General features: G+C 63.4%; 23 protein-coding genes and 1 pseudogene. 9 read left to right on the top strand and 15 right to left on the bottom strand.

From position 1 onward, the window contains the following. Positions 1–171: 171 nt before the first annotated feature. From dut to ubiE, 4 genes are read right to left on the bottom strand one after another with little or no spacing between them, the layout of a single operon-like run. Complete coding sequence (gene dut / locus V1294_RS02880) at positions 172–630, bottom strand: dUTP diphosphatase (RefSeq protein ID WP_334495030.1); 459 nt, start codon at positions 628–630, stop codon at positions 172–174. Then, positions 627–2,054, bottom strand: a complete 1,428-nt coding sequence (gene coaBC / locus V1294_RS02875; RefSeq protein WP_334487447.1) for a bifunctional phosphopantothenoylcysteine decarboxylase/phosphopantothenate--cysteine ligase CoaBC — start codon at positions 2,052–2,054, stop codon at positions 627–629. The genes dut and coaBC overlap by 4 nt, the downstream gene beginning before the upstream one ends. A 55-nt stretch (positions 2,055–2,109) precedes the next feature. Then, the gene (gene ubiB / locus V1294_RS02870; RefSeq protein ID WP_334495028.1) at positions 2,110–3,684 is read right to left on the bottom strand and encodes a 2-polyprenylphenol 6-hydroxylase; all 1,575 of its coding nucleotides are present in this window, start codon (positions 3,682–3,684) and stop codon (positions 2,110–2,112) included. Beyond that, positions 3,681–4,442 carry a bifunctional demethylmenaquinone methyltransferase/2-methoxy-6-polyprenyl-1,4-benzoquinol methylase UbiE gene (ubiE, locus tag V1294_RS02865; RefSeq protein ID WP_334495027.1) on the bottom strand — a complete coding sequence of 254 codons (762 nt, stop codon included), beginning with the start codon at positions 4,440–4,442 and terminating at the stop codon, positions 3,681–3,683. The genes ubiB and ubiE overlap by 4 nt, the downstream gene beginning before the upstream one ends. A 178-nt stretch (positions 4,443–4,620) precedes the next feature. Here ubiE and mutM point away from each other — a divergent pair, with 178 nt between their 5' ends. Both mutM and V1294_RS02855 read left to right on the top strand, forming a co-directional pair. Beyond that, the gene (mutM, locus tag V1294_RS02860) at positions 4,621–5,502 is read left to right on the top strand and encodes a bifunctional DNA-formamidopyrimidine glycosylase/DNA-(apurinic or apyrimidinic site) lyase (protein WP_334495025.1); all 882 of its coding nucleotides are present in this window, start codon (positions 4,621–4,623) and stop codon (positions 5,500–5,502) included. Further along, positions 5,499–6,056, top strand: coding sequence for a GNAT family N-acetyltransferase (locus tag V1294_RS02855; RefSeq protein WP_334495023.1), 558 nt, complete (start codon positions 5,499–5,501; stop codon positions 6,054–6,056). Before mutM ends, V1294_RS02855 begins: the two co-directional genes overlap by 4 nt. Positions 6,057–6,139: 83 nt before the next feature. On the opposite strand, the gene V1294_RS02850 is transcribed toward V1294_RS02855, so the two are convergent. From V1294_RS02850 to V1294_RS02840, 3 genes are all read right to left on the bottom strand, one after another. Then, entirely contained in the window at positions 6,140–6,910 is a 771-nt protein-coding gene (locus V1294_RS02850; RefSeq protein ID WP_334495020.1) for a ParA family protein, read from the bottom strand. 174 nt (positions 6,911–7,084) lie between these two features. Next, positions 7,085–7,246, bottom strand: a complete 162-nt coding sequence (locus V1294_RS02845; RefSeq protein ID WP_334495018.1) for a hypothetical protein — start codon at positions 7,244–7,246, stop codon at positions 7,085–7,087. A gap of 229 nt (positions 7,247–7,475) precedes the next feature. Next, positions 7,476–8,849, bottom strand: coding sequence for a serine protease (locus tag V1294_RS02840; RefSeq protein ID WP_334495017.1), 1,374 nt, complete (start codon positions 8,847–8,849; stop codon positions 7,476–7,478). Between the two features lie 127 nt (positions 8,850–8,976). Here V1294_RS02840 and V1294_RS02835 point away from each other — a divergent pair, with 127 nt between their 5' ends. Next, on the top strand, positions 8,977–9,780 hold the full coding sequence (locus V1294_RS02835) for a HesA/MoeB/ThiF family protein (RefSeq protein WP_334495016.1): 804 nt from the start codon (positions 8,977–8,979) through the stop codon (positions 9,778–9,780). 18 nt (positions 9,781–9,798) lie between these two features. Here V1294_RS02835 and V1294_RS02830 read toward each other — a convergent pair. Further along, positions 9,799–10,795 (bottom strand): annotated as a pseudogene (locus V1294_RS02830) (aldo/keto reductase). Positions 10,796–10,915: 120 nt separating this feature from the next. On the opposite strand from V1294_RS02830, the gene V1294_RS02825 reads away from it, so the two are divergent. After that, positions 10,916–11,830: a LysR family transcriptional regulator gene (locus V1294_RS02825; protein ID WP_334487428.1), complete on the top strand. Its 915-nt coding sequence runs from the start codon at positions 10,916–10,918 to the stop codon at positions 11,828–11,830. A 108-nt stretch (positions 11,831–11,938) separates the two neighbouring features. Here the strand turns inward: V1294_RS02825 and V1294_RS02820 are convergent, their stop codons facing one another. Beyond that, positions 11,939–12,940 carry a 2-hydroxyacid dehydrogenase gene (locus tag V1294_RS02820; protein ID WP_334495015.1) on the bottom strand — a complete coding sequence of 334 codons (1,002 nt, stop codon included), beginning with the start codon at positions 12,938–12,940 and terminating at the stop codon, positions 11,939–11,941. Positions 12,941–13,294: 354 nt separating this feature from the next. Here V1294_RS02820 and V1294_RS02815 point away from each other — a divergent pair, with 354 nt between their 5' ends. Further along, the gene (locus V1294_RS02815) at positions 13,295–13,822 is read left to right on the top strand and encodes an SH3 domain-containing protein (RefSeq protein ID WP_334487424.1); all 528 of its coding nucleotides are present in this window, start codon (positions 13,295–13,297) and stop codon (positions 13,820–13,822) included. Between the two features lie 124 nt (positions 13,823–13,946). Here V1294_RS02815 and irrA read toward each other — a convergent pair whose 3' ends face one another. Then, entirely contained in the window at positions 13,947–14,438 is a 492-nt protein-coding gene (gene irrA / locus V1294_RS02810; protein ID WP_057844747.1) for an iron response transcriptional regulator IrrA, read from the bottom strand. A gap of 335 nt (positions 14,439–14,773) precedes the next feature. On the opposite strand from irrA, the gene fabA reads away from it, so the two are divergent. The 3 genes from fabA to fabV all read left to right on the top strand — a co-directional run bounded on the left by fabA (position 14,774) and on the right by fabV (position 17,836). Further along, entirely contained in the window at positions 14,774–15,295 is a 522-nt protein-coding gene (gene fabA, locus V1294_RS02805) for a 3-hydroxyacyl-[acyl-carrier-protein] dehydratase FabA (protein WP_108512671.1), read from the top strand. Between the two features lie 63 nt (positions 15,296–15,358). Beyond that, complete coding sequence (gene fabB, locus V1294_RS02800; protein ID WP_334495013.1) at positions 15,359–16,582, top strand: beta-ketoacyl-ACP synthase I; 1,224 nt, start codon at positions 15,359–15,361, stop codon at positions 16,580–16,582. An 84-nt stretch (positions 16,583–16,666) separates the two neighbouring features. Next, positions 16,667–17,836: an enoyl-ACP reductase FabV gene (gene fabV / locus V1294_RS02795; RefSeq protein ID WP_334495011.1), complete on the top strand. Its 1,170-nt coding sequence runs from the start codon at positions 16,667–16,669 to the stop codon at positions 17,834–17,836. A 163-nt stretch (positions 17,837–17,999) separates the two neighbouring features. On the opposite strand, the gene V1294_RS02790 is transcribed toward fabV, so the two are convergent. From V1294_RS02790 to V1294_RS02775, 4 genes are all read right to left on the bottom strand, one after another. Next, complete coding sequence (locus V1294_RS02790) at positions 18,000–18,596, bottom strand: glutathione S-transferase family protein (RefSeq protein WP_334495009.1); 597 nt, start codon at positions 18,594–18,596, stop codon at positions 18,000–18,002. A gap of 15 nt (positions 18,597–18,611) precedes the next feature. Beyond that, positions 18,612–19,334, bottom strand: a complete 723-nt coding sequence (locus V1294_RS02785) for a hypothetical protein (protein ID WP_334487414.1) — start codon at positions 19,332–19,334, stop codon at positions 18,612–18,614. 64 nt (positions 19,335–19,398) lie between these two features. After that, positions 19,399–19,854 carry a GNAT family N-acetyltransferase gene (locus tag V1294_RS02780; protein WP_334495007.1) on the bottom strand — a complete coding sequence of 152 codons (456 nt, stop codon included), beginning with the start codon at positions 19,852–19,854 and terminating at the stop codon, positions 19,399–19,401. 42 nt (positions 19,855–19,896) lie between these two features. Beyond that, entirely contained in the window at positions 19,897–20,823 is a 927-nt protein-coding gene (locus tag V1294_RS02775) for a LysR substrate-binding domain-containing protein (protein WP_334495005.1), read from the bottom strand. 102 nt (positions 20,824–20,925) lie between these two features. On the opposite strand from V1294_RS02775, the gene katG reads away from it, so the two are divergent. Next, complete coding sequence (katG, locus tag V1294_RS02770) at positions 20,926–23,076, top strand: catalase/peroxidase HPI (protein ID WP_334495004.1); 2,151 nt, start codon at positions 20,926–20,928, stop codon at positions 23,074–23,076. Between the two features lie 87 nt (positions 23,077–23,163). On the opposite strand, the gene V1294_RS02765 is transcribed toward katG, so the two are convergent. Then, on the bottom strand, positions 23,164–23,913 hold the full coding sequence (locus tag V1294_RS02765) for a superoxide dismutase (protein ID WP_334495003.1): 750 nt from the start codon (positions 23,911–23,913) through the stop codon (positions 23,164–23,166). Positions 23,914–24,073 lie beyond the last annotated feature (160 nt).

Below are 24,073 nucleotides of genomic sequence, written 5' to 3'. Positions count from 1 at the left end.
GAGCGCGCCCGGACGCAAAACCGGACCCCACTTTTGCTGGTCGCGCTACGCACGAATCGGGTCGAGAGTATCCCCTTCGGGAGTCGACCGGTAAGAGTCCAGACCGTGAACGCAAATATGGCTGTGAAAAATTCAGCGGATTACCGTTGAGAGCAGTTTTTGCTAGCCGATTCAACGTCCTGTCGAGCCGAAACCGCCACTGCCGCGATCGGTTGTTGAAAGCGACACCGCCGGAACCAGTTCCGCCTGCACGACCGGCGCGATCACCATCTGCGCGACCCGCTCGCCACGCCGGATCGGAAACGGCACGTCGCCATGGTTGATCAAGAGGACGTTGATCTCGCCGCGATAATCCGCATCCACTGTGCCCGGCGAATTCAGCACCGTGACGCCATGCTTGGCGGCAAGCCCGGAGCGTGGCCGCACCTGCGCCTCATAGCCTGAGGGCAGCGCGATCGTCAGCCCGGTCGGCACCATCGCGTATTTGCCCGGCGGCAGGATCAAGGGCTTCTCCGCCGGCACTGCGGCCAGCAGATCGAGCCCGGCGGCGTCCGCGCTTTGATAGGCCGGCAGCGCGAGACCTTCGGCGTGCGGCAGTTGGCAGATGTCGACTTGCACCGGTGCGCTCATGAAGTCTTTCCCAACGTCTTGGCTATGGTTGCCACCAGTTCGGTCGCGACCTGTTCTTTGGTCATCACCGGCCAGGAGTCCACTTTGATGTCGTCACCGTCGCGCGTCAGCAGGTGAACGGTGTTGCGGTCGCCGCCCATCACGCCGGTGGCGGGCGAGACGTCGTTGGCGACGATCCAGTCGCAGCCCTTGCGCGCGATCTTGGCCTTGGCGTTGTCGATCAGATGCTCGGTCTCGGCCGCGAACCCGATCACCAGCGGCGGACGCTTGTCTGTCAGCTTCGAGATCGTCGCGAGAATGTCGGGGTTTTCGACCAGTGCGAGCTGCGGCATGCCGGCGGAGGTCTTTTTCAGCTTCTGCTCGCCTTCGTTGGCGACGCGCCAGTCGGCCACGGCGGCAGCGAAGATCGCGATATCGGCCGGCAAGGCGGCCTCCACCCGATGAAGCATGTCGCGCGCCGATTCCACCCGGATCACCGTAACACCTGCGGGATCGCGCAATTCGACCGGCCCGGAAACCAGCGTGACATCGGCGCCCGCGGCCTGCGCCGCGGCGGCGATGGCAAACCCCTGCTTGCCGGAGGATCGGTTGGCGATATAGCGCACGGGGTCGATCGCCTCATGCGTCGGTCCCGCCGTGATCAGCACGCGCTTGTCTGCGAGCGGCCGCGGTCGTGGCGGACGCAGGATGTCGACGGCAGCGGCGGCGATTTCGATCGCCTCCGACATCCGCCCGACGCCGGCTTCGCCGGCCTCAGCCATCTCGCCGGCGTTGGGGCCGATCATGTGGACGCCATCGCGTCGAAGCTGCAGCACATTGCGGCGGGTGGCGGCGTTGTTCCACATCAGGGGGTTCATGGCGGGCGCCAGCAGGATCGGGCGGTTCGCCGCCAGCAGGATCGCGCTCGCAAGATCGTCGGCATGGCCGTGCGCCATCTTCGCCATCAGGTCGGCGGTTGCCGGCGCCACCACGATCAGATCGCATTCGCGCGCAAGGCGGATGTGACCGGCGTCGAATTCGCTCTCGGCGTCGAACAGGTCGGTATAGACGCGCTCGTTCGACAGCGCGCTGGCGGAAAGCGGGGTGACGAATTGCTGCGCGGCCTTGGTCAGCACGCAGCGGACGCCGATGTGCCGCTCCTTCAGGCGCCGGATCAGGTCCAGCGCCTTATAGGCGGCGATGCCGCCGCCGATGATCAGGGTGACATTCCGTTCACCGCTGGTGCTGACGGGCCGCAGGGCCTGTGCGGGGCTGTCAACGGATGGAGGCGAGGAGGTTGCGCCAGCCAGTTCGGGGCGCCCCTGTATCAGCTCTCCGAGGATGACCCGGACTTCCTCTTCGACGGAGCGGCCATTCCCGGCCGACCGGAGACGCAGGTAGGTTTTGACGGTCTCGTCGAGTTTTCGGATGGTGAGGCTGGCCATGGCGGCCTCCGGAATGGTGTGCAGTCAATGCTATCACATTGTGACAGCATTGCAATCATAGCTGCCGGATGGCGACCAGAATTCCGATAAAGGTGGCCGCGATGATCCAGAGCGCCACCGTCCGCCAGCGGCTCTTGCGGCCCTCGGCGCGGCCCATCGCCGCGATCGTCTCCGGCGACAGCGTCATGCCCTCCCGGGTCATCTTCTCCATGTTTTCGAGCACGGCAACCGCCCGCGAGGCGATTGCAGGCAGGCTCGCCGCCACCCGGCCGAGTTCGCCCGCGCCGGACATCGCGCCCTGAATCCGCCCGAGCGGACCAAGATTGCGCTCGATCCATTCGCGCACCACGGGATCGGCGACCTTCCAGATATCGAGCTTGGGATCGAAGCCCCGCGCCACCCCTTCGACCACCACCATGGTCTTTTGCAGCAGGATCAGCTCCGGCCGGGTCTGCATGTCGAACAGGCCGGTGACTTCGAGGAGAAGCGTCAGCAGCTTCGCCATCGAGATTTCTTCGGCGGTGCGGTTATGGATCGGCTCGCCGATGGCGCGGATGGCTTGCGCGAAATTCTCGACCGAATGGTGCCCCGGCACGTAGCCGGCCTCGAAATGCACCTCCGCGACGCGGCGGTAGTCGCGCGTGATGAATCCGAGCAGAATTTCAGCGAGGAAGCGCCGCTCCTTCATGCCGAGCCGGCCCATGATGCCGAAATCGACCGCCACCAGCCGGCCGGTATCGTCGAGGAACAGGTTGCCGGGATGCATGTCGGCATGGAAGAAGCCGTCGCGCAGCGCATGCCGCAGAAAACTCTGGATCACCTTGCGGCCGAGATCGGGCAGATCGACGTGCGACTGCGCGAGGCGCGCGTGGTCGCTGAGCGCGATGCCGTCGATCCATTCCATCGTCAGCACGTTGTGGGTGGTGCGGTCCCAATCGACGGTCGGCACGCGGAAATCCGGATCGTCGCGCGTGTTCTCCGCCATCTCGGACAAGGCGGCCGCTTCGAGCCGCAGGTCCATCTCCATCGCGACCGAGCGCGACATCGTGTTGATGACCTCGATCAGCCGCAGCCGCCGCGCTTCGGCCGAATGCGCTTCCGCATTGTGCGCGACAAAGAAAAAATCGGAGAGGTCACGGCGAAAACGCGAGGCGACATTGGGCCGGAGCACCTTGACGGCGACCGGCTGGCGGACGCCATCGCGCTCGACCTCGGCGCGATGAACTTGCGCGATCGAGGCGGCGGCGACCGGCGGGCCGAGGCTGACAAACGCTTTAGCCAAAGGGCGTTCCAACGACGCGGCGATCACGGCCTCGGCTTCGGCCCGCGAAAACGGCGGCAGCCGGTCCTGCAGGGCTTCCAGATCGCGCGCCATCGCGACGCCGACGACGTCGGGCCGCGTCGCCAGAAATTGCCCGAGCTTGAGATAGGCCGGTCCAAGCCGCGTCAGTGCGCGCGACAAACGCGGGCCGGATTTGGCGCCGGGCCGTTCGATCAGTCGCGCCAGCCGCAGCGCGAGCTGTCCCGGTGGCGGCACCAGACTTGGGTCAACGACGCCGAACACGCCTTCGCGCGCGAACACGTAAGCGGCGCGGACGAGCCGCGCGATGTGGGTCGCGGCAGAAATCACAAACGCCAGCCCGAATGCAACGCCACGATGCCGCCGGAGAGGCTCTCCCACTTCACCCGCGCAAAGCCGGCGTCGCGGATCATCTCGGCAAATTGATTGGGCCGGGGGAATTTCCGGATCGATTCGACGAGGTACTGATAGGACTCGGCATCACCCGTCACGGCGCGGCCGAGCGGCGGGATGACGTTGAACGAAAAGAAGTCGTAGAGCCGATCAAGCCCCGGGACGTCGACGGTGGAGAATTCCAGGCACAAGAATCTGCTGCCGGGCCGCAGCACGCGATAGGCCTCGCGCAGCGCGGCATCGATCCGCGGCACGTTGCGAATGCCGAACGCGATGGTGTAGGCGTCGAAAGAGCGATCGCCGAACGCCAGCGTCTCGGCATTGCCCTCGACAAACGACACCTGCTGGTCGAGATGACGCGCCAGCGCGCGGTTGCGGCCAACCCCAAGCATATCGGTATTGATGTCGCAGACGGTGGCATGGAAGCCCAGGCCTGCCGCCTCCGCCGCGCGGAAGGCGATGTCGCCGGTGCCGCCGGCGACGTCGAGCAATGCGAACGGCGCATCGTTTTTCGGCGGGTTCAGCGCATTAATCATGATGTCCTTCCAGACCCGGTGCAGGCCTCCCGACATCAGATCGTTCATCAGGTCGTAGCGGGAGGCCACGCTGTGAAATACGTCGTTCACCAGCGTCTGCTTGTCCCCCAGGGGCACGTCCCTGAAGCCAAAATGGGTGGTTTGGTCCGGCTGGTTCATTCTTCGGCCCTGCTTTTTCCCGTCATTGCGAGCGAAGCGAAGCAATCCACCTCTCCGCCCGGGGATGGATGGATTGCTTCGTCGCTTCGCTCCTCGCAATGACGAGGAGTAGTCTGCCGACCATAGCGCGGCGGCCGCAATGGCGCTATCACGTCACCTCCATAAGGTGAATGCCTGCATGCCTGAATTGCCTGAAGTTGAGACCGTCCGCCGCGGCCTGCAGCCCGCCATGGAGGGGTCGAAAATCGTGAAAGCCGAGGCCCGCCGCAAGGATTTGCGGTTTCCCTTTCAAAAAGATTTTATCGCTCGGCTGGAGGGTCAGACCGTGACCGGCCTCGGCCGCCGCGCCAAATACCTGATGGCGGATCTCGGCTCCGGCGACGTGCTTTTGATGCATCTCGGCATGTCCGGATCGTTCCGGGTGCTGGAAGGCGGCCATAACGACACGCCGGGCCAATTCCACCATCTTCGCAGCGAGGACCGCGCGCACGACCATGTCGTGTTTCACATGTCATCGGGGGCTTCCGTCGTGTTCAACGATCCGCGCCGCTTCGGCTACATGAAGATCATCGCCCGCAACGCCTTGGAGGACGAGCCGCTGTTGAAGGGCCTCGGTCCGGAGCCGCTCGGCAACGAATTCGACGCGATGATGCTGGCGCGCTCATGCTTCAACAAGAAGACCAGCCTGAAGGCCGCGCTGCTTGACCAGCGCGTGGTCGCGGGGCTCGGCAATATCTATGTCTGCGAGGCGCTGTACCGGTCGCAGTTGTCGCCGCGCCGGCTGGCGGCGACACTTGCGACGAAGAAGGCTGAGCCGACCGATCACGCCGCGCGGCTGGTGGGCGCGATTCATTCCGTGCTGAATCAGGCGATCAAGGCCGGTGGTTCCTCGATCAGCGATCATCGCCTGATCTCGGGTGAGCTCGGCTATTTCCAGCACTCGTTCCAGGTCTATGACCGCGAGGGCGAGACATGCCAAACTAAAGGCTGCGGCGGGATCGTACGACGCTTCGTTCAGAATGGCCGCTCAACGTTTTGGTGCCCGAAATGCCAAAAATGACCATCACGCCGACGCTCCATACGGGGCGACTGATTTTGCGACCGCTCGCGCTGTCGGATGCGCCGGCGATCCAGCGCCATTTCAACAACTGGAACATCATCCAGCATCTCGCATCGGTTGTCCCCTGGCCATATCCGGAAGACGGCGCGGAGACTTTCATCGCGCAGGAACTGGAAAGAGCCGCTGCGGGGGAAGTGATCTATAACTGGATGCTGGTGCTGCGCGGCGGGGACGGCGAAGCCATCGGCAATATCCGCTTTCGTCCCTGGTCCGGCAATGCGAAGGGCGACCGGGGATTTTGGCTCGCGGAGCGCTACTGGAATCAGGGCTTGATGAGCGAAGCCGTCTCGGCGGTGAACGATTTTGCCTTCCGCGTGCTGGATGTCGATGTCTTCTACGCCTGTAACGCGATTACCAATGAGGCGTCACGCCGGGTCAAGCAAAAGACCGGCGCCGAATTCCTCGGCTATATCGAACTTGCCCATCACAGCGGTCAGACGCGCGCGGAAAAATGGCGCGTCACGCGAGAAAACTGGTTACGCCGAAATCCATAGCGAAGCGAAGCAATCCAGCGGGGCTGGTGGTCTGGATTGCTTCCGCGTTCGCCTTGCGCATTTACCTTGCGCGAAGCGTGATGTCAGACGCGAGCGGGGGTTCTCAGGAAGAGTGCGCTGCCGGCGTCGAAAGACGGGAGCGCAGCCCATTTAGGAATAATTGCGGGTATTTCCACGAACTCCTCGATGATCGGTTCGTCAGTCGCCGCAACCGCATTGCCCAGCCGCGATTCGGTCCACTGCCAGAGGCCGCGCATTTCCTCCGCGGACTTGCCGCCCGGTGCATGCTCGCAGACGGCGAGGCCGGCGCTCAGCGCGTCCTGATGATCGTTGCGCATCACGATAAGGGGTCTGGCAACGATATCGGCGATGTCGAGCGCTGCCTCGTTGCTCAACGCATTTTCCGCACCGGCGAGGCGTGCCGCGGCCCGGATCGGGGTCTGGTTCAGGACGTAGGCAAACGGCTTGTGCCAGGCCCTGATGACGCGGAGCGTCGCGGCGGTCGCCTCGATGTCGGCGATGCTCGGCCGCGTCGGAATCAGGCAGAGGTCGGAATAACGAATGGCCGAATTGGTCGCGGCGCTTTCGCCGCCGGCGGTATCCACGATCGCTACCGTTACGCCCTCGCGGTCGAGCGATTGCAGGCGCTGTTCGACCTCCCGGGCGGCGTAGATCGGCTCGATGATCGGCGCGGCATAGGGACGGCGGCGCTTCCAGTTCGAAACGGTGCCCTGAGGGTCCGTCTCGATCAGGCGGACATTATGCCCGGCCCGGATGGCGGCAAGTGCAAGGCCGATGGCAAGCGTGCTTTTCCCCGAGCCGCCCTTCTGGGTGGCCAATACGATCGTGTGCATTTCAGGTCCTCTGGATGGCTTTCAGGCATTTGGGTTACGGCACAAGAGCTGCGCCGCATTCTGCGACGCCGAGTTACGCGCTCGCTCAGACCTGCCCAGCCCGATCCAAAGGTCAGGGGATCGCGGTAGTCCGAATCAGTCAGGTTGCAATGATGCCCGATTATGGAATTGTGGTCATCCGGGCAAATACTGCCGGGCGGTGCATGTGCGCCCGATGAAAACCACAACAAGAAACGGGAAAACAACATGACGGGTCATTGGCGGGATCGCGCAGCCACCGGTTTTCAATGCCGGAAAAAAACGGGCATCGGGCAGCCGCGGCATGGTGGTCAGCAATCATCCGCTGGCATCCAATGCAGGCGCGGAAATGCTGGCGGCCGGCGGCAATACAGTCCGAGACGATGCGCGGCGAGGTCGAAGCCTTCCTCAGCAACATCAAGGCGGCTTGATTCTCTCGTGCCCGGACGCAGCGCAGCACCATAAGCGCGTTTACGCGCGTCTGCGATGCGCTATGGCGGTGCATCGCTGAAGAAGCGCTGCACCGCGTTCGGGACACGAGCGCGGGCTACTTCCTCACGCAGATCACGCGGACCACCGACGCCTTCGCATCGCCCGATCCGCTGGCCACATTCACGCCATTGGCCTTGAGGAAATCGCGCACCGTGTCGGCGGTCACCAGCACGGCCTGCGCCGCGGGTACGCCGTTGGTGGGCCCCGCTACCTGAACCGGCTTCAGCAGCGCGATGCCGGCAAACCTGCCGTCGCCATCCTGTGCGGGCGCGCCGGAAAAGCCGAGCGTCGGCGCGGGTGCCAGCGCGATATCGCTGCCGCCGCCGAGCAGGGCCACCGAAGCCTTGACGCTGGTTACCGCGGCGCCGCCGCCCTGGTTCTGCGGATCGGCAATACCTGTGAGGTCGAGCGCCGTCTTGGTGGCGGCGTTGGCGAGATTGAGCGCCTTGAGCCCGCGCGCGCCATAGATGCGCAGCAGCGCGAGATCGTGCTCCTTGTCCTCGGCGACGCGATCGGCATTGCCAAAGCCCGCAATCGCGACCGTGAGGCAGCCATCAGTGATCTGGCGGTCGGCGATGATCGCGCCGTCGTCACCGACAATGACGCCGGTGCCGTACTCCACCGTCTTGCGCGGTGGAGGCCCGGCTATTTGAGCAGCCGCCGGAAACGCATTGAACGCGCTCGACATCGCGATCACGACCGGTTCCACGGTATTCTCGGTCGCCTGATCGTAGAGGATGGTGAGGATGCGGACCTCGTCGCCCTTGAAGGTGCCGCGGAGATAAAATTTCTTCAGGCCCTGCAGGCCGGACAGCACGAAAAAATCCGGCTTGACCACGGTGTAGTCGATGTTGCGGCCCGGCTCTTTCTTCTCGCGCTCGGCGAGCTTTGCCGCAACGGGGCCGGCCTCCTTGCGCCGGGCCAGTTGAATCTGGATCGTGCCGCTCGGCGACGTCCATTTGGTGCCGTTGGCGTCGCTCGCTTGCTGCGGCACCAGTTTTGTGGGGATGCCGAGCCGCACGCCGGTACCGGGATCGGTCTGGATCTTCCAGCCGACGCTCTCCTGCTTTTTCTTGGCGGTGTCGGCAAGAATGCCGCGCTCCTGCGGATTGAGCACGCCAGTCTGCTTGCCGCCGCGCGATTTCTGGAATTCCTTGATCGCATTGACCATGCGCTCGCTGACGTCGCCCGTGATGGCGCCGTTATATTGCCCGACCCAGGCAAGGTCCGACTGCAGCGCCAGCCGCTCGGCCTGGCCCATCGCGGTGGCCGTGTCCTCCGGCTTCTGCAGCGCGGGACGGATCGGTATCGTGGTGACCGGTTTCGCCTTGGCGCCGGCCGTCGCGGGTGGCGTCATCTGCGCCCACGCGTCCGAGGCCGCAAAACCTAAGGCCGCGATCATCAATGTTGCCGAAAGCACCGATCTCATGACAAATCCAGGAGAATGCCGGAGGGGAATAGGGAAGCGCGTCATTGACGTCCCGCCAATTAAGCACATCTGCTTAGTCGGCACCAACCGCGTCCCGGTTCAGGAGATTGATTGAGGTAGTGCGACCATGCTGACAGCCGACGAACTCGAACGTTACGCCCGCCATATCGTGCTGCGCGAAGTCGGTGGCCCGGGGCAGGCCGCGCTGAAAGAGGCGTCCGTGCTGGTGATCGGCGCCGGCGGGCTTGGCGCGCCGGTCCTGATGTATCTGGCGGCCGCCGGGGTTGGCACGCTCGGTGCTGTTGATGACGATATCGTCTCGCTGTCCAATCTGCAGCGCCAGATTATCCACACCACGCCCGACATCGGACGGCGCAAGGTCGACAGCGCCGCCGAAGTGATTCACGCGCTCAATCCGCATGTTCATTTCGAGGCGCATGCGGTGCGTCTCGATGCAAAGAACGTGATGTCGCTGATCGGCGGCTACGATCTCGTGCTCGACGGCTCCGACAATTTCGAAACGCGCTATCTCGTGTCCGATGCCTGCTTCTTTGCCGGCAAGCCGCTGATCACGGCGGCGCTGGGGATGTTCGACGGATCGCTGACCACCATCCGCGCCCATGAGCGCAACGAGCAGGGCGAGTTCAACCCGACCTATCGCTGCCTGTTTCCCGAACCGCCGCCGCCCGGCACCGTGCCGGCCTGCGCGGAGGCCGGCGTCATGGGCGCGCTGGCGGGCATGCTGGGATCGATGATGGCGCTGGAGGCGATCCGCGAAATCGTCGGCTTCGGCGAAAGCCTGGTCGGACGGCTGGTGATGGTGGACGCGCGCGCGATGCGGTTCGAGACGCTGCGCTACTCGCGCGATCCGGCCAACCCGCTCAACGGCGATACGCCTGTCATCACCGATCTGAGCGGGCACGCGGCCTAGCGTTCACCGGCCTTCATCTCACCGCTTCTCGCTATCCATATGCGCGAGCTGCGCCTCGGGATATCGCGCGCCAGCGGCGGCGCCCGGCGGGAAGGCCTTGGCGAGCGCGGCAAGATGCGCGTCCGTCAATTTCACATCGAGTGCTCCGAGCGCCTCGGAAAGGCGGTCGCGGCGACGTGCGCCGACCAGCGGTACGATGTCGTTGCCCTGCGCTGCGACCCAGGCGATGGCGACCTGCGCCGGTGACGCACCAACCTCCGCTGCAATGGAGCGCAGGGAATCCACCAGCGCGAGATTTGCGTCGAGATTGGAGCCCTGGAAACGCGGGCTCATCTGACGAAAATCCTGCACAGCAGAGCGTTCCTTCGACCAGTGTCCGCTGATCAGTCCGCGCGCCAATACACCGTAGGCGGTGATGCTGATTCCGAGCTCGCGGCAGGTCTTGAGAATGTCACTCTCGATCCCGCGCGCGACGAGCGAGTATTCGATCTGCAGGTCGACGATCGGATGCACCGCGTGCGCCCTGCGAATGGTGTCGGAGCCGACCTCGGAAAGCCCGATATGCTTGATCCAGCCGGCCTTCACCATGTCGGCCATCGCGCCAACGCTCTCTTCGATCGGCACATCGGGATCGAGCCGTGCGGGCCGATAGATGTCGATGGTGTCGACGCCCGAGCCGTTGCAGCGAATAAGCGACAAAATTCCTGATCGCGGCCGGGCGGCTGTCATAGCCGAGAAAGCCCTTGTTGGGGTCGCGCAGCGCACCGAACTTGACGCTGATCTGGAGATTGTCGCGATTGCGCCCCGTGAGCGCCTCGCGGATCAGCATCTCATTGTGGCCCATGCCGTAGAAATCGCCGGTGTCGAGCAAAGTGGTCCCGGCATCGAGCGCGGCGTGGAGGGTGGCAATGCTCTCGCTGCGGTCAGCCGGGCCGTAGAAGTCCGACATGCCCATGCAGCCGAGGCCGATGGCCGAGACGGATGGACCTGTCGTGCCGAGTTTGCGCTTTTCCATGATGGTTCTCCTCGTAATCGGCGGCGTGCATTCGCGCCGTGGTGACGAGGCCGATATGAGGGATTTGGCTCGCGCGGATAAGCTGGACAATCATAAATAGCTTGTTCATTATATCGAACAATGAAGAATTTCGACCTCCGCGACCTCGATGCCTTCGTCGCCGTGGCGCGCACCCGGAATTTCCGCCGCGCCGCGGTCGAGCAGGGCGTCTCCGTATCGAGCCTCAGCCAACGGCTGCGCGACATGGAGGAGCGGCTCGGCGTCCGCCTGATGAACCGCACCACGCGCAGCGTCGCGCTTACCGAAGCCGGTGAATTGCTGCTGGCCCGTGTCGGCCCCGCGATGTCGGATGTCGGCGCGGCGCTTGATCAGGTGCGCGGCTTGCGGGCCGTGCCGTCGGGGCGGCTGCGCATCAATGCGCCGCCGCCGGCGATCGATCTGGTGCTGGCGCCGATGGTCGCGCCGTTTCTTGCAGCCCATCCCAAAATCGATCTCGAGATCGTCGGCGAGAGCTCGTTCGTCGATATCGTGGCCGGAGGTTTTGACGCCGGCGTGCGCTATGGCGAACATCTGGCGCAGGACATGATCGCGGTCTCGCTCGGGGCGCCGCAGCGCTATGCGGTGGTGGCCTCGCGCGAATACGTCGCGCAGCACGGAAGCCCGAAACATCCGAAGGATCTGCTGGAACATTCCTGCATCCGCACCCGCTTCGGCAGCGGCGCGATGCTGGACTGGGAATTCGAGAAAGCGGGACGTGTCGTGAAGGTTTCGCCGCCGGCCAAGCTGATCGCGACCTATCTCGGCCTGGCGCTGCGCGCCGTGCATGATGGCACAGGCTTCTGGCTGACGTTCGAGGGCTACGTTCGCTATGGCATCAAGTCGGGCGCGCTGGTCAGCGTGCTCGACGATTGGTGCGCCCCATTCCCGGGGCCGTTCCTGTATTACCCTAGCCGCCGCCAACCGCCGCCGGCGCTCGCCGCATTCGTCGCCTTTGTCGCGGAATGGCGAAAGCGGGAACGGCGCAAGAACAAATGATGCCGTAGCCCGGTTCCTGTAGATCCTATGGGGTGGTTGGGTGGTCGCAAACTTAGCTTACCCCTGACCACCTGCCACCCCATAGGATCTACGACACTCAATATGGCATCACAGCATGCTGGGCAGCACGCGGTCCGGCGGCTTGTGGTTGTCGAGGAAGGTTCGGATGTTGATGATCACCTTCTCGCCCATCTCGACGCGGCCTTCGATGGTGGCCGAGCCCATATGCGGCAGCAGCGTCACCTTGCCGGCCTTGGCGAGCCGGACCAGCTTCGGATTGACCGCGGGTTCGTGCTCGTACACGTCGAGTGCCGCGCCGCCAATGTCCCCGGCTTCGATTAGCTTGATCAGCGTGTCCTCGTCGATCACCTCGCCGCGCGCGGTGTTGACGATATAGGCCTCTTTCCGGATCAGCTTTAAGCGCCGCGCCGAGAGCAGATGAAACGTCGCCGGCGTATGCGGACAGTTCACCGAGATGATGTCCATCCGCGCCAGCATCTGGTCGAGGCTTTCCCAATAGGTCGCGCCGAGCTCCTCGGCGATAACGGGCGCCACGGGGCGGCGGTTGTGATAATGGATCTGCAGGCCGAAGGCGCGCGCCCGGCGGGCCACAGCCTGGCCGATGCGGCCCATGCCGACGATGCCGAGCCGCTTGCCGCCGATTCGGTGGCCAAGCATCCAGGTCGGCGACCATCCCTCCCAGTTCTTGCCCTCGGTCAGAATGGTGGAGCCCTCGATCAATCGCCGCGGCACCGCCAGGATCAGCGCCATGGTCATGTCGGCGGTGTCTTCGGTCAGCACTTTCGGCGTGTTGGTCACCGTGATGCCGCGCGCATGCGCCGCAGTGACGTCGATATTATCGACGCCGTTGCCGAAATTGGCGATCATGCGCAACTTGCAGTCGGGGTCCTTGAGGATCGCCTCGCTGATCATGTCGGTGACGGTCGGCACCAGCACGTCGGCGGTGCGGGCCGCGTCCGCGATCTGTTCCGGCGTCATTGGCGTGTCGTCGAGATTCAACCTGGCGTCGAACAGCTCGCGCATCCGGGTCTCGATCGAGTCCGGCAGCTTGCGGGTGACGACGACGAGAGGTTTTTTCTTGACCGACATGCTCTGCTCTCATGAGGGACGGCTTTGAGCCCGCCGTTCAGACCTCATTAACCCGGTTGTTCGACACTGCGATGGCCACGCGGTCCCGGTATCCGGCTGTTTCCGTAAGGTAAGTCCCTTGGGTTCCCCAATACTTGCCTTGGATTTTCGGCAGAAAATCCGGGCGTTCTGGTTCTTGGCGTTCCGTCCTCTCTATCAGAAGGCCGGGCCAAGACAAGAACCCCTCGGACGTTAGCAAGCGCAAGCCGGGGTGCGGCCAAAGCGGGGCACAGGGGTCTGGGGTTTTTCGGGCGTTAGCGGGCGGTTTCAACTCGAAGAACTCGAGTTGCGGGTAGCTCGACAGGAGACGGGTTAATGGCGTTGGGGCGTTTCTGTTCGGTGGCGGTGCTGGCGGGGGGCTGGCTTTTGGCATCGGTCAGCACAGGGTTTTCGGCCAAGGATTCGGCCATCACCACGAGCGGCCTGCCGGTGCCGCGATATGTCAGCCTCAAGTCCGACCATGTGAATGTCCGGGCCGGTCCGACCAAGGATAACGATGTCGCCTGGGTTTATACCCGCTCGGGCCTGCCGGTCGAAATCACCGCCGAGTTCGAGAATTGGCGCCGCGTGCGCGATTCGGAAGGCTCCGAGGGCTGGGTCTATCATTCGCTACTGTCCGGCCGCCGCACTGCGGTCGTCACCATGAAGACCAAGGACGAGCTGGCGTCGCTCTATGATCGTCCCGATCCGACCAGCGCGATTGCGGCCCGCCTGCAGGTTGGCGTCGTCGCCCAGGTCAAGAAATGCGCCAATGGCTGGTGCCGTGTGATCGGCAACGGCTTTGACGGCTGGATCGAGCAGCAGCGCCTGTGGGGCGTGTATGCGGATGAGAAGGTGGAGTGAGCTAACTGCGAGCGCTGAACTGTAGGGTCGGCAAAGCGAAGCGTGCCCACCATCGCGAGCGCAGCAAAACGGTGGGCACGGCGCAAACGCGCCTTTGCCCACCCTACAAATCTTCCGTGGAGAATCAGCGCTTCTTGCGCAGGCGCACGACCATGTCGACGCGCGCGATTTCGTAGCCTTCCGGCACGTCCGGCATCTTCGAGAGCACGAGGTGCGGATCGGGAATGTCGACCAGCTCGTGGTTGTTCTCGAGATAGAAGTGGTGGTGCGCGGTGACGTTGGTGTCGAAATAGGTCTTGGTGCCGTCGACCGAGACCTGGCGCAACAGACCCGCATCGGTGAGCTGATTGAGCGTGTTGTAGACGGTCGCCAGCGACACCGGAACCTTCGCCAGCGTCGCTTCCTCGTACAGCATTTCCGCGGTCAGATGGCGGGCTCCCTTGCCGAACAGCAGCCAGCCCAGCGCCATGCGCTGGCGGGTCGGCCTTAGACCGGCAGCTTGCAGCATTTCGTTGACGTCGTGCCAGGGACAACCGGTCAACGCCGGCTGATGTCCGGCGGCCCGGGCGGCCGGATCGATACCGTCGTCGTTCAGGGGAGAGGCTTGGTCGTTCATGTCCACTTCGGGCACCACGCGCGCTAACTTGGGCAATAATCTTGCCCAATATAAAAGGAAATCAGGTAGATGCAAGTTTTTCGCAACTAGAACCCGCCCAAGGTTAAAGAGGAACCAGCGTGTAAACGCGGTTTTTTTCGCGCGTTCCAGTGCTTTGCCGGGCCCGGTGCCTATGTTACAGAGCGCGCGGACCACATATGCGATTTCGGCAGAGGCTAATGCCGAAGCACCCTAAGTAGCGCCAATTTTGCGGGAAACAAGCGTTCCCGTAGGGAAACGGGTCCGGTTCGCTCAAAAGCGCTCTATCGGGACATCTTTAAGAGAGGCTGGACACCATGCTGGAACGGCGCAGCGGTTATGAGTACGAGGACTTGCTGGCCTGCGGCCGCGGCGAGATGTTCGGCCCGGGCAATGCGCAGCTGCCGCTGCCGCCGATGCTGATGTTCGACCGCATCAGCGAAATTACCGAAAAAGGCGGGGAATTCGGCAAGGGTCTGATCCGGGCCGAACTCGATGTGAAGCCGGACCTGTGGTTTTTCGGCTGCCATTTCAAGAACGATCCGGTCATGCCGGGCTGCCTCGGCCTGGACGCGATGTGGCAGATGGTCGGCTTCTATCTGGGCTGGATCGGCGGCGAGGGACGGGGCCGGGCGCTGGGGCTGGGGGAATTGAAGTTCTCCGGCCAAGTGCTGCCGAATGCTCGCAAGGTTGTGTACAACATCGACATGAAACGCGTGATGCGTTCAAAGCTGGTGCTCGGCGTTGCCGACGGCTGGCTTTCCATGGACGGCGAGATTATCTATCGCGCCAAGGATCTGAAGGTCGGGCTGTTCAAGCAGGGCACAGCGCTTGCCTGAGCGGCGCGATCACGCAATCAACATATCTTCACGGACAAACGGAAACGGCAGGGCGAGGCGATCATGAAGCGGGTTGTCATAACGGGGATGGGAATTGTCTCGTCCATCGGAAACAACACCCAGGAAGTGCTTGCGAGCCTTCACGAAGCGAAGTCCGGGATCAAGCGCGCGGAAAAATACGCCGAGATGGGCTTCCGTTCGCAGGTGCAGGGCGCGCCGACGCTCAATCCGGCCGACGTCGTCGACCGGCGCGCGATGCGCTTCCTCGGCGAGGGCGCGGCGTGGAATCACATCGCGATGGAGCAGGCGATCCAGGATTCCGGACTTTCTCCGGAAGAAGTTTCCGATGTCCGCACCGGCATCATCATGGGCTCCGGCGGGCCGTCCGCGCGCACCATCGTGGAAGCGGCCGACATCACGCGAAGCAAGGGCCCCAAACGCGTCGGGCCATTCGCGGTGCCGAAGGCGATGTCGTCCACGGCGTCCGCCACGCTCGCGACCTGGTTCAAGATCAAGGGCGTGAACTACTCGATCTCCTCGGCCTGCGCGACCTCGAACCATTGCATCGGCAACGCCTACGAGACGATCCAGATCGGCAAGCAGGACGTGATCTTCGCCGGCGGCTGCGAGGAGCTCGACTGGTCGCTGTCGGTCTTGTTCGACGCCATGGGCGCGATGTCCTCGAAATACAACGACACCCCCGCCACCGCCTCGCGCCCCTACGACATCAGCCGCGACGGCTTCGTCATTGCCGGCGGCGCCGGCGTGGTGGTGCTGGAAGAACTCGAACATGCCAAGGCGCGCGGCGCGCGCATCTACGCTGAAGTGGTCGGCTATGGCGCGACGTCAGACGGTTACGACATGGTCGCGCCGTCGGGCGAGGGCGCCGAGCGCTGCATGCGCATGGCGCTCGAAACCGTGAAAACCCCGATCGATTACATCAACCCGCATGCCACCTCGACGCCGGCCGGCGATCCCCCGGAAATCGAGGCAATTCGAAAAGTGTTCGGCACCGGCGACAAGTGCCCGCCGATCTCGGCGACCAAGGCGCTGACCGGGCACTCGCTCGGCGCCACCGGCGTGCAAGAAGCGATCTATTCGCTTTTGATGATGAACAACGGCTTCGTCTGCGAGAGCGCCAACATCACCGAGCTCGATCCGGTGTTTGCCGACATGCCGATCGTGCGCAAGCGCATCGACAACGCCAAGCTCGGCACCGTGCTGTCGAACTCCTTCGGCTTCGGCGGCACCAACGCCACGCTGGTCTTCAAGCGGATGGATGCGTGATTTCGCATCTGCCCCTTCTCGCTCGCGGCGAGAGATCGGCAGGCGGCGGATAGTGACTTTGCAACAATCCAGAACGGGGTGGGCATGATTATCGAACCGCGCGTGCGAGGCTTCATCTGCACGACGGCACATCCCGTCGGCTGCGCCAAAAATGTCCGCGAACAAATCGCCTATGTTCTCCGCCAGGGGTCGATTCCCGAGTGCCCCAAGCGCGTCGCCGTGCTGGGATGTTCGACCGGCTACGGCCTCGCCAGCCGCATCGTTGCGACCTTCGCCGGGGGCGCGGAGACCATCGGCGTGTCATTGGAGCGCGAGCCTTCAGCAAGCAAGACGGGCAGCGCCGGCTGGTACAACAATCGCGCATTTGAGATCGAGGCCCAGAAGATCGGCAGATCTCCTCTCACGCTGGAGGGCGACGCCTTCTCCAACGAATTGAAGAAAGCCTTCATTGAGCGTGTGCGCGAAAAGTTCGGACAGCTGGACATGCTGGTCTACAGCATGGCCGCTCCAGTCCGCACGGATCCGGTCACAGGCAAGACCTATCGCTCGGCGATCAAACCGCTCGGCGCTCCCGTCGACATCAAGACCCTCAACACCGAAACCGGCGAAGTCTACGAGACGACCATTGCGCCGGCGAGCGAGGAGGAAGCCACCGCCACGGTCGCCGTGATGGGTGGCGACGACTGGAAGCGCTGGATCGATCAGCTCGCGGATGCTGGTGTCCTGGCGCCCGGCTTTCGGACGCTCAACTACACCTATATCGGCAGCGAACTGACCTGGCCGATCTACTGGAAAGGCACGCTCGGTCGCGCCAAGGTCGATCTCGACCGCAAGGCGGAAGCGATCCGCGGCCGGCTCGGCCCGGACGCGGCGCGCGTGGTGGCGCTGAAGGCCGTGGTCACCCAGGCGAGTTCGGCCATTCCGGTGGTGCCGCTCTATGGGACGGTGCTGTTCAAGGTCATGAAGCAACTCGGGCTCCACGAAGGATGCATCGAACAGATCGATCGCCTGTTCCGGACGCGCCTCGGCACGGGTGTCGAAGTTGACGAGGCGCAGCGCATTCGAGTCGACGACTGGGAGCTTTCGCCTGAAGTTCAGGCAGAGGTATTGCGGCGATGGCCGCTGCTCTCCACGGAAACGCTCGGCGAACTGGCGGACCTTCCGGAGTACAGGAGCCAGTTCCTTCGCCTGTTCGGATTTGGCATCGACGGCGTCGACTACTCAGAGGACGTGGATCCCCGCGTCGTCGCGTGAACCGTTCGGGAAGCGGCTCTACTTTGCATGGGGTTGTTTTCGCGATTTTTATCTCGGCCTGCAGATCGCGTAGGGTGGGCAAAGGCGCAGCCGTGCCCACCATCTATCTTCAGATTGCGTCTGGCGTGGTGGGCACGCTGCGCTTTGCCCACCCTACGGTCGTTCACCCCGCCGCGATCTTCTCGGCGCGCTGGAACGCCGGGCGCGCCGCGCAGCGGTCGATATAGGCGTCGAATGACGGCCGCGGCGGCACCATCTTGAACATCCGCACCGCAAAATTCAGTCCGGAGCCGAGCATGATATCGGCGGCGGAGAATTTCTCGCCGAGAATCCATGGGCCTTTGTGCAAGGCGGCGTCGAGCACGTCGAAGGTCTGGTCAGCGCTGCCCCATGCCGCTGTGCTCGACGGCACCTCAAGCTTGGTGAAGAGCTGGATCAGCGCCGGCTCGATGCAGCTTGGTGAAAAGAACAGCCACTGCAGATATTTTGCCCGCAGCGGATCGGTGACGGCTGGCGCCAGTTTCGTTTCCGGATAGCGGTCGGCGATGTAGGCGCAGATCGCGGCCGCTTCCCCAAGCGCGGCGTCGCCGTCCTTCAGCCCCGGCACCTTGCCCATCGGGTTGATCGCGAGATACTCCGGCGCCTTCTGCGCGCCAGTTGTAATGTCGGTCAACACGCGCTCATAAGGCAGCCCGGTTTCCTCCAGCAGCCAGATCGCGGAGATCGAGCGCGAGCGCGGCGACCAATAGAGTTTCATCATTGGGAATTTCCTTTGCTACTGTCTGAGCATCGCCAGCAACGTGTTGTCGAGACTTTGTGTCAACAAGGCGCGCACGCCGTCGCGCAGCTTTGGGTTGCGCGCCACGTCCGCCGGCTTGTCCGGGAATGCGGAAAGATCAATTTCTAGGGCAGGTCCGTTAGCCACCCCTATCCTCCGCTTGACGAAATTGTCCTTGAGCGATGCGGGGGCTTGCCTGATCAGTTCGAAGGTGCGTCCGTCATACACCAGGATCTTCATCATCGCGTAAAGGATCGCTTTGTCGAAAAGGACATACCTGGAAATACCAATGCCAAATTCCCGGGAATTTCCGCCATGGCGGTGCACGACGACATAACGTTCGCAACTGACTCTGCCGGCGATGCGCTGGGCAAATTCCTTCAGCGTTTCGCGGAAAAATGAGGGCCGTTGACCTTCGCCAACAAGTTCCGCCGCAGTATAGGGAACCCGGCGGACGGAGCGTCCGGGCGCCGCTGCGCGAACCCGCGAGACAACCAACTCGTCGAGGTCCCACCCTTCTGTCGCTACCCGATCTACGCCCCATCCCTGAACAAGAAAAAGATTACCGGCAATCGGGACAACACCAATGTGACACGGTCCGCTCCCCGCCGCGGCCACGTCGTTCCTCTTTGCGGGCTTCTGAGCCCATCCCGCGGCGGAAACGCATGACAGAACGATGACGGCGGAGATTAAACGGAGCAGCATGATGGTGGAACGCAAGGTTGAGACACAGGAAGTCAAAGCTAAAGCGTGTGCGCTCCGTCCGCAAGCAACGCAATGGTCATCATGCCGATTTCCGCCAGCGATAATACTTCATCATGCGGCCCATCGCTGGCTCAACCTGCTCCTTCTCGAGCGCAAAGCCTTCACGCTCGTACCAGCGCCATGCCTTTTCATTCTCGCGCACGCAGCGCAGCCAGATTTCATCCGGCAGATGTTGGCGCGTAAAGGCGAGCAATTGGCGCCCCAGGCTGTTGCCCTGATACTCCGGCGCCACGAACAACTGGTCGAGGTAGCAGTCGGGCACATGCAACGCGAGCATCGCCGCCAATTTCCCGTTATCGTCGGCGACGTAAAGGCTCCAGCCCTTCTCGACCTCCATCGGGACACGCGCGCGCAATTTTTCCAGCAGGGCATCGCTGGCGTCTTCCAGTCCGGTCGAAACCCAACTGTCCATCCAGACACGGGCGACCTGGTCATACTCGTCGGATCGGGCGGGGCGGATGATGATTTCTGGCAAGTCAGTATCTCCCGAGGCACTTGCCTCGTCACGCCCGTGATTTCATTTCCGCGACGGCGATTTCGCCTTGCGCTGTTCGCGCAACGCCTCGGCTGCGAGGCAAACCACTTCGGAGATTTGCTGGAGCTGTGCGGCGAGCGGACTTGTCCTGCGCCACACCATGCCGATGGTTCGCGACGGCTGCGGATTGCTGAAGCGCGCGACGGAGACCGCCGCCGAGCGTGTTTCCACCGTGACCGCCATTTCCGGGATCAGGGTGACGCCGATGCCGGCGCCGACCATTTGAACGAGCGTCGACAGCGAGCTCGCGTCCAGCACTTCGCGTGGCGGCGACTGCATGTTGCAGAACGACAGCGCCTGATCGCGGAAGCAATGTCCCTCTTCGAGCAGCAAAAGGCGCATCTCGCGCAGCGTCTCGTGGCTCGGCACCGGCGTTCCCTCGTCCTCACCCGGCCGCACCAGCAGGAAGTTTTCAGAAAAACACACGACTTCGGTCAGCGAAGGCTCGGATACCGGTAGCGCCACGATCGCCGTATCCAGCCGCCCTTCGACCACCTCCTTGATCAGCCTCGGCGTCAGCGTCTCGCGAACGTGAATGTCGAGTTCCGGATGCATCCGCGCGAGGTTCTCGATCACCTTCGGCAGCAGATAGGGTGCAATCGTCGGGATCATGCCGATGCGCAGCCGGCCCGCGAGCCGGTCCCGCGATGCGCGTGCAAAATCGCCGAGTTCATCGACCGATCGCAGGATCTCGCGGACGCGCTGGACGATCTCCTCGCCGAATTTCGTCAGCGTGACCTGCCGTGCGCTTCGCTCCAGCAGCACGCCGCCGAGGGTTTCCTCCATTTCCTTGATCTGCATCGACAGCGCCGGCTGCGAGATTGAACACGCCTCCGCCGCGCGTCCGAAATGGCCGTGACGTGCCAGCGCATCGAAGTAGCGAAGCTGTCTGAGCGTCATCTGGATCATCAGATCATCTTATCGGTTCGATCATTAAAATCAACTTTACCTGATGGGATGCGGTGCTTAGATTGCCTCCAATCTGAACAGGGACCACCCCAGGAGACGACCATGGATGACAAAACCAAATGCCCGTTCACGGGCTCGCGCGGACCTAAGAACCGCGACTGGTGGCCGGACGCGCTGGACGTTTCGATTCTCCACCGCAATTCCACTCTGTCCGATCCAATGGGCGAGGCGTTCGACTACGCCAAGGAATTCAAGACCCTCGACCTCAACGCCGTGATCAAGGACCTGCACGCCTTGATGACGGAATCGCAGGAATGGTGGCCGGCCGATTTCGGTCACTATGGTGGCCTGATGATCCGCATGGCGTGGCACAGCGCGGGCACCTACCGCATCACGGATGGCCGCGGCGGCGCCGGTGCGGGACAGCAGCGCTTTGCGCCGCTCAATAGCTGGCCTGACAACGCCAACCTCGACAAGGCGCGTCGGCTATTGTGGCCGATCAAGCAGAAATACGGCCGGAAACTCTCGTGGGCCGACCTGATGATTCTCGCCGGCAACGTCGCCCTCGAATCGATGGGCTTCAAGACCTTCGGCTTCGCCGGCGGCCGCGCCGACGTCTGGGAGCCCGAAGAGCTGTTCTGGGGGCCTGAGGGCACCTGGCTCGGCGACGAGCGCTACAGCGGCGAACGTCAGCTCGCGGAGCCGCTCGGCGCCGTGCAGATGGGCCTGATCTACGTCAACCCGGAAGGGCCGAACGGCAATCCGGACCCGCTCGCGGCAGCCAAGGACATCCGCGAAACGTTCTTCCGCATGGCGATGAACGACGAGGAGACCGTCGCCCTGATTGCCGGCGGCCACTCCTTCGGCAAGACCCACGGCGCCGGCGACCCGTCGCTGGTAGGACCCGACCCGGAAAGCGGTGCGCTGGAGGACCAGGGCCTCGGCTGGAAGAGCAAGTATGGCACGGGAGTCGGAGCCGACGCGATCACCGGCGGCCCGGAAGTCACCTGGGTGCAGACGCCGACCAAGTGGAGCAATCTATTCTTCAAGAACCTGTTCGAAAACGAATGGGAGCTGACCCAGAGCCCGGCCGGCGCCAAGCAGTGGAAGGCGAAAGGCGCGGAAGCCACGATCCCGGACGCCTACGACAAGTCGAAGAAGCATGTGCCGACCATGCTGACGACCGACCTGTCGCTGCGCTTCGATCCGGCCTACGAGAAGATCTCGCGGCGCTTCTACGAGCATCCGGACCAGTTCGCCGACGCGTTCGCACGCGCCTGGTTCAAGCTCACGCACCGCGACATGGGCCCGATCGCGCGCTACCTCGGCCCGCTGGTGCCGAAGGAAACGCTGATCTGGCAGGACCCGATCCCGGCGGTGGATCATCCGCTGATCGGCGAGGCTGATATCGCCGCGCTGAAGGCGAAGATTCTCGGCTCCGGCCTGTCGGTGTCGCAGCTTGTCTCGACCGCATGGGCGTCGGCGTCGACGTTCCGCGGCTCCGACAAGCGTGGCGGCGCGAATGGTGCGCGCATTCGTCTTAGCCCGCAGAAGGACTGGGAGGTCAACCAGCCGGCCGAGCTCAAGACGGTGCTCTCGACGCTCGAAGCGATCCAGAAGGAGTTCGGCAAGAAGGTTTCGCTGGCCGACCTGATCGTTCTCGGCGGCAGTGCTGCGGTCGAAAAAGCCGCCAAGGACGCCGGGCTCGACGTGAAGGTGCCCTTTACGCCGGGGCGCATGGATGCGTCGCAGGATCAAACCGACGTCGAATCCTTCGCGCCGCTCGAGCCGCGTGCCGACGGCTTCCGCAACTTTGTCAGCAGCAAGAAGCATCAGTTCATGAAGCCTGAAGAGGCGTTGGTGGACCGGGCGCAATTGCTGCGGCTGACGGGACCCGAGATGACGGTTCTCCTCGGCGGCCTGCGCATCCTTGGCGCGAATTTCGGCGGGTCCAAGCACGGCGTGTTCACCAAGCAGCCAGGCACGCTGACGAACGACTTCTTCGTCAACCTGCTCGACATGGGCACGCAATGGCAGCCCGCCGGCTCCGACGGCGTGTATGAGGGCCGCGACCGCAAGACGAATGCGGTCAAGTGGACCGGCACCCGCGTCGACCTCATCTTCGGTTCGCAGGCGCAGCTCCGCGCCTTCGCGGAAGTCTATGCGTGCACCGACTCGAAGGAGAAGTTTGCGAAGGATTTCGTGGCGGCGTGGAACAAGGTGATGAACCTCGATCGATTCGACATCGCCTGATCGCATCGCGGGCGATCATCGATCGCGATGAAAGTAAAAAGGGCGGCCGCGAGGTCGCCCTTTTCGTTTTTGCTTGTCAGATCGCGCTTACGCGCCGAGCGTGCCGGCCTTCGCCGCGGCGTAGCGCTCGGCGATCTTGGCCCAGTTCACCGTATTCCACCACGCCTTGAGGTAATCGGCGCGGCGGTTCTGGTAGTTCAGATAGTAAGCGTGCTCCCAGACGTCGTTGCCCATCAAAGCGCGCTTGCCGTCCATCATCGGGTTGTCCTGGTTCGGGCGGGTCTCGATCGCAAGCTTGCCGTCCTTGGCTACGGTGACGAACACCCAGCCCGAACCGAACTGGCGACCGCCGGCGGCGTTGAAGTCGTTCTGAAATTTTTCCATGCCGCCGAGATCCTTGTCGATCGCGGCCAGCACCTCGCCCTCCGGCTTTCCGCCGTTCGGGCCCATGATCTCCCAGAACATGGTGTGGTTGGCGTGGCCGCCGAGATTGTTGCGGACGGTGAATTTGATGCTGTCATCCAGCGCATTCAGATTACCGAGCACGTCCTCTATCTTCGCCGTTCCCAACTGCGGATTGGTCTTGGCGACGTTATTGAGGTTGGCGACATAGGCCGCGTGGTGCTTACCGTGATGGATTTCCATCGTCTTGGCGTCGATATGGGGTTCGAACGCATTGGTCGGATAGGTCAGCGGCGGCAGCGTGAATGGGCCGGTTGCGGCGGCAGGCGCCGGGGCGGGCGCCGCGGCCTGCGCGAAGACGATGCGCGGGGTCGCGGCCATGGCAGCGACACCGGTTGCGGCAAACATCAGTTGGCGCCGGGATATGGATGACATCGATTTCTCCTTACCTGTGGGCAATTGGTTGGATACCTGTGAACGGGACGCCATACGCCGCTGCGCGCGGCAAGCTACGGGTGACTATCGGAATCGGGTTTCGTTTTCTGTCCTCACGCCCTGCGGCGGAACCGCACAGGTGCCTCAATACTCCCAATGT

The organism is Bradyrhizobium sp. AZCC 1678 (genome assembly GCF_036924765.1).
GTDB lineage: Bacteria > Pseudomonadota > Alphaproteobacteria > Rhizobiales > Xanthobacteraceae > Bradyrhizobium > Bradyrhizobium algeriense.
The sequence above is the reverse complement of the archived record's forward strand: the minus strand, read 5'-3'. Positions and strand labels throughout refer to the sequence as shown.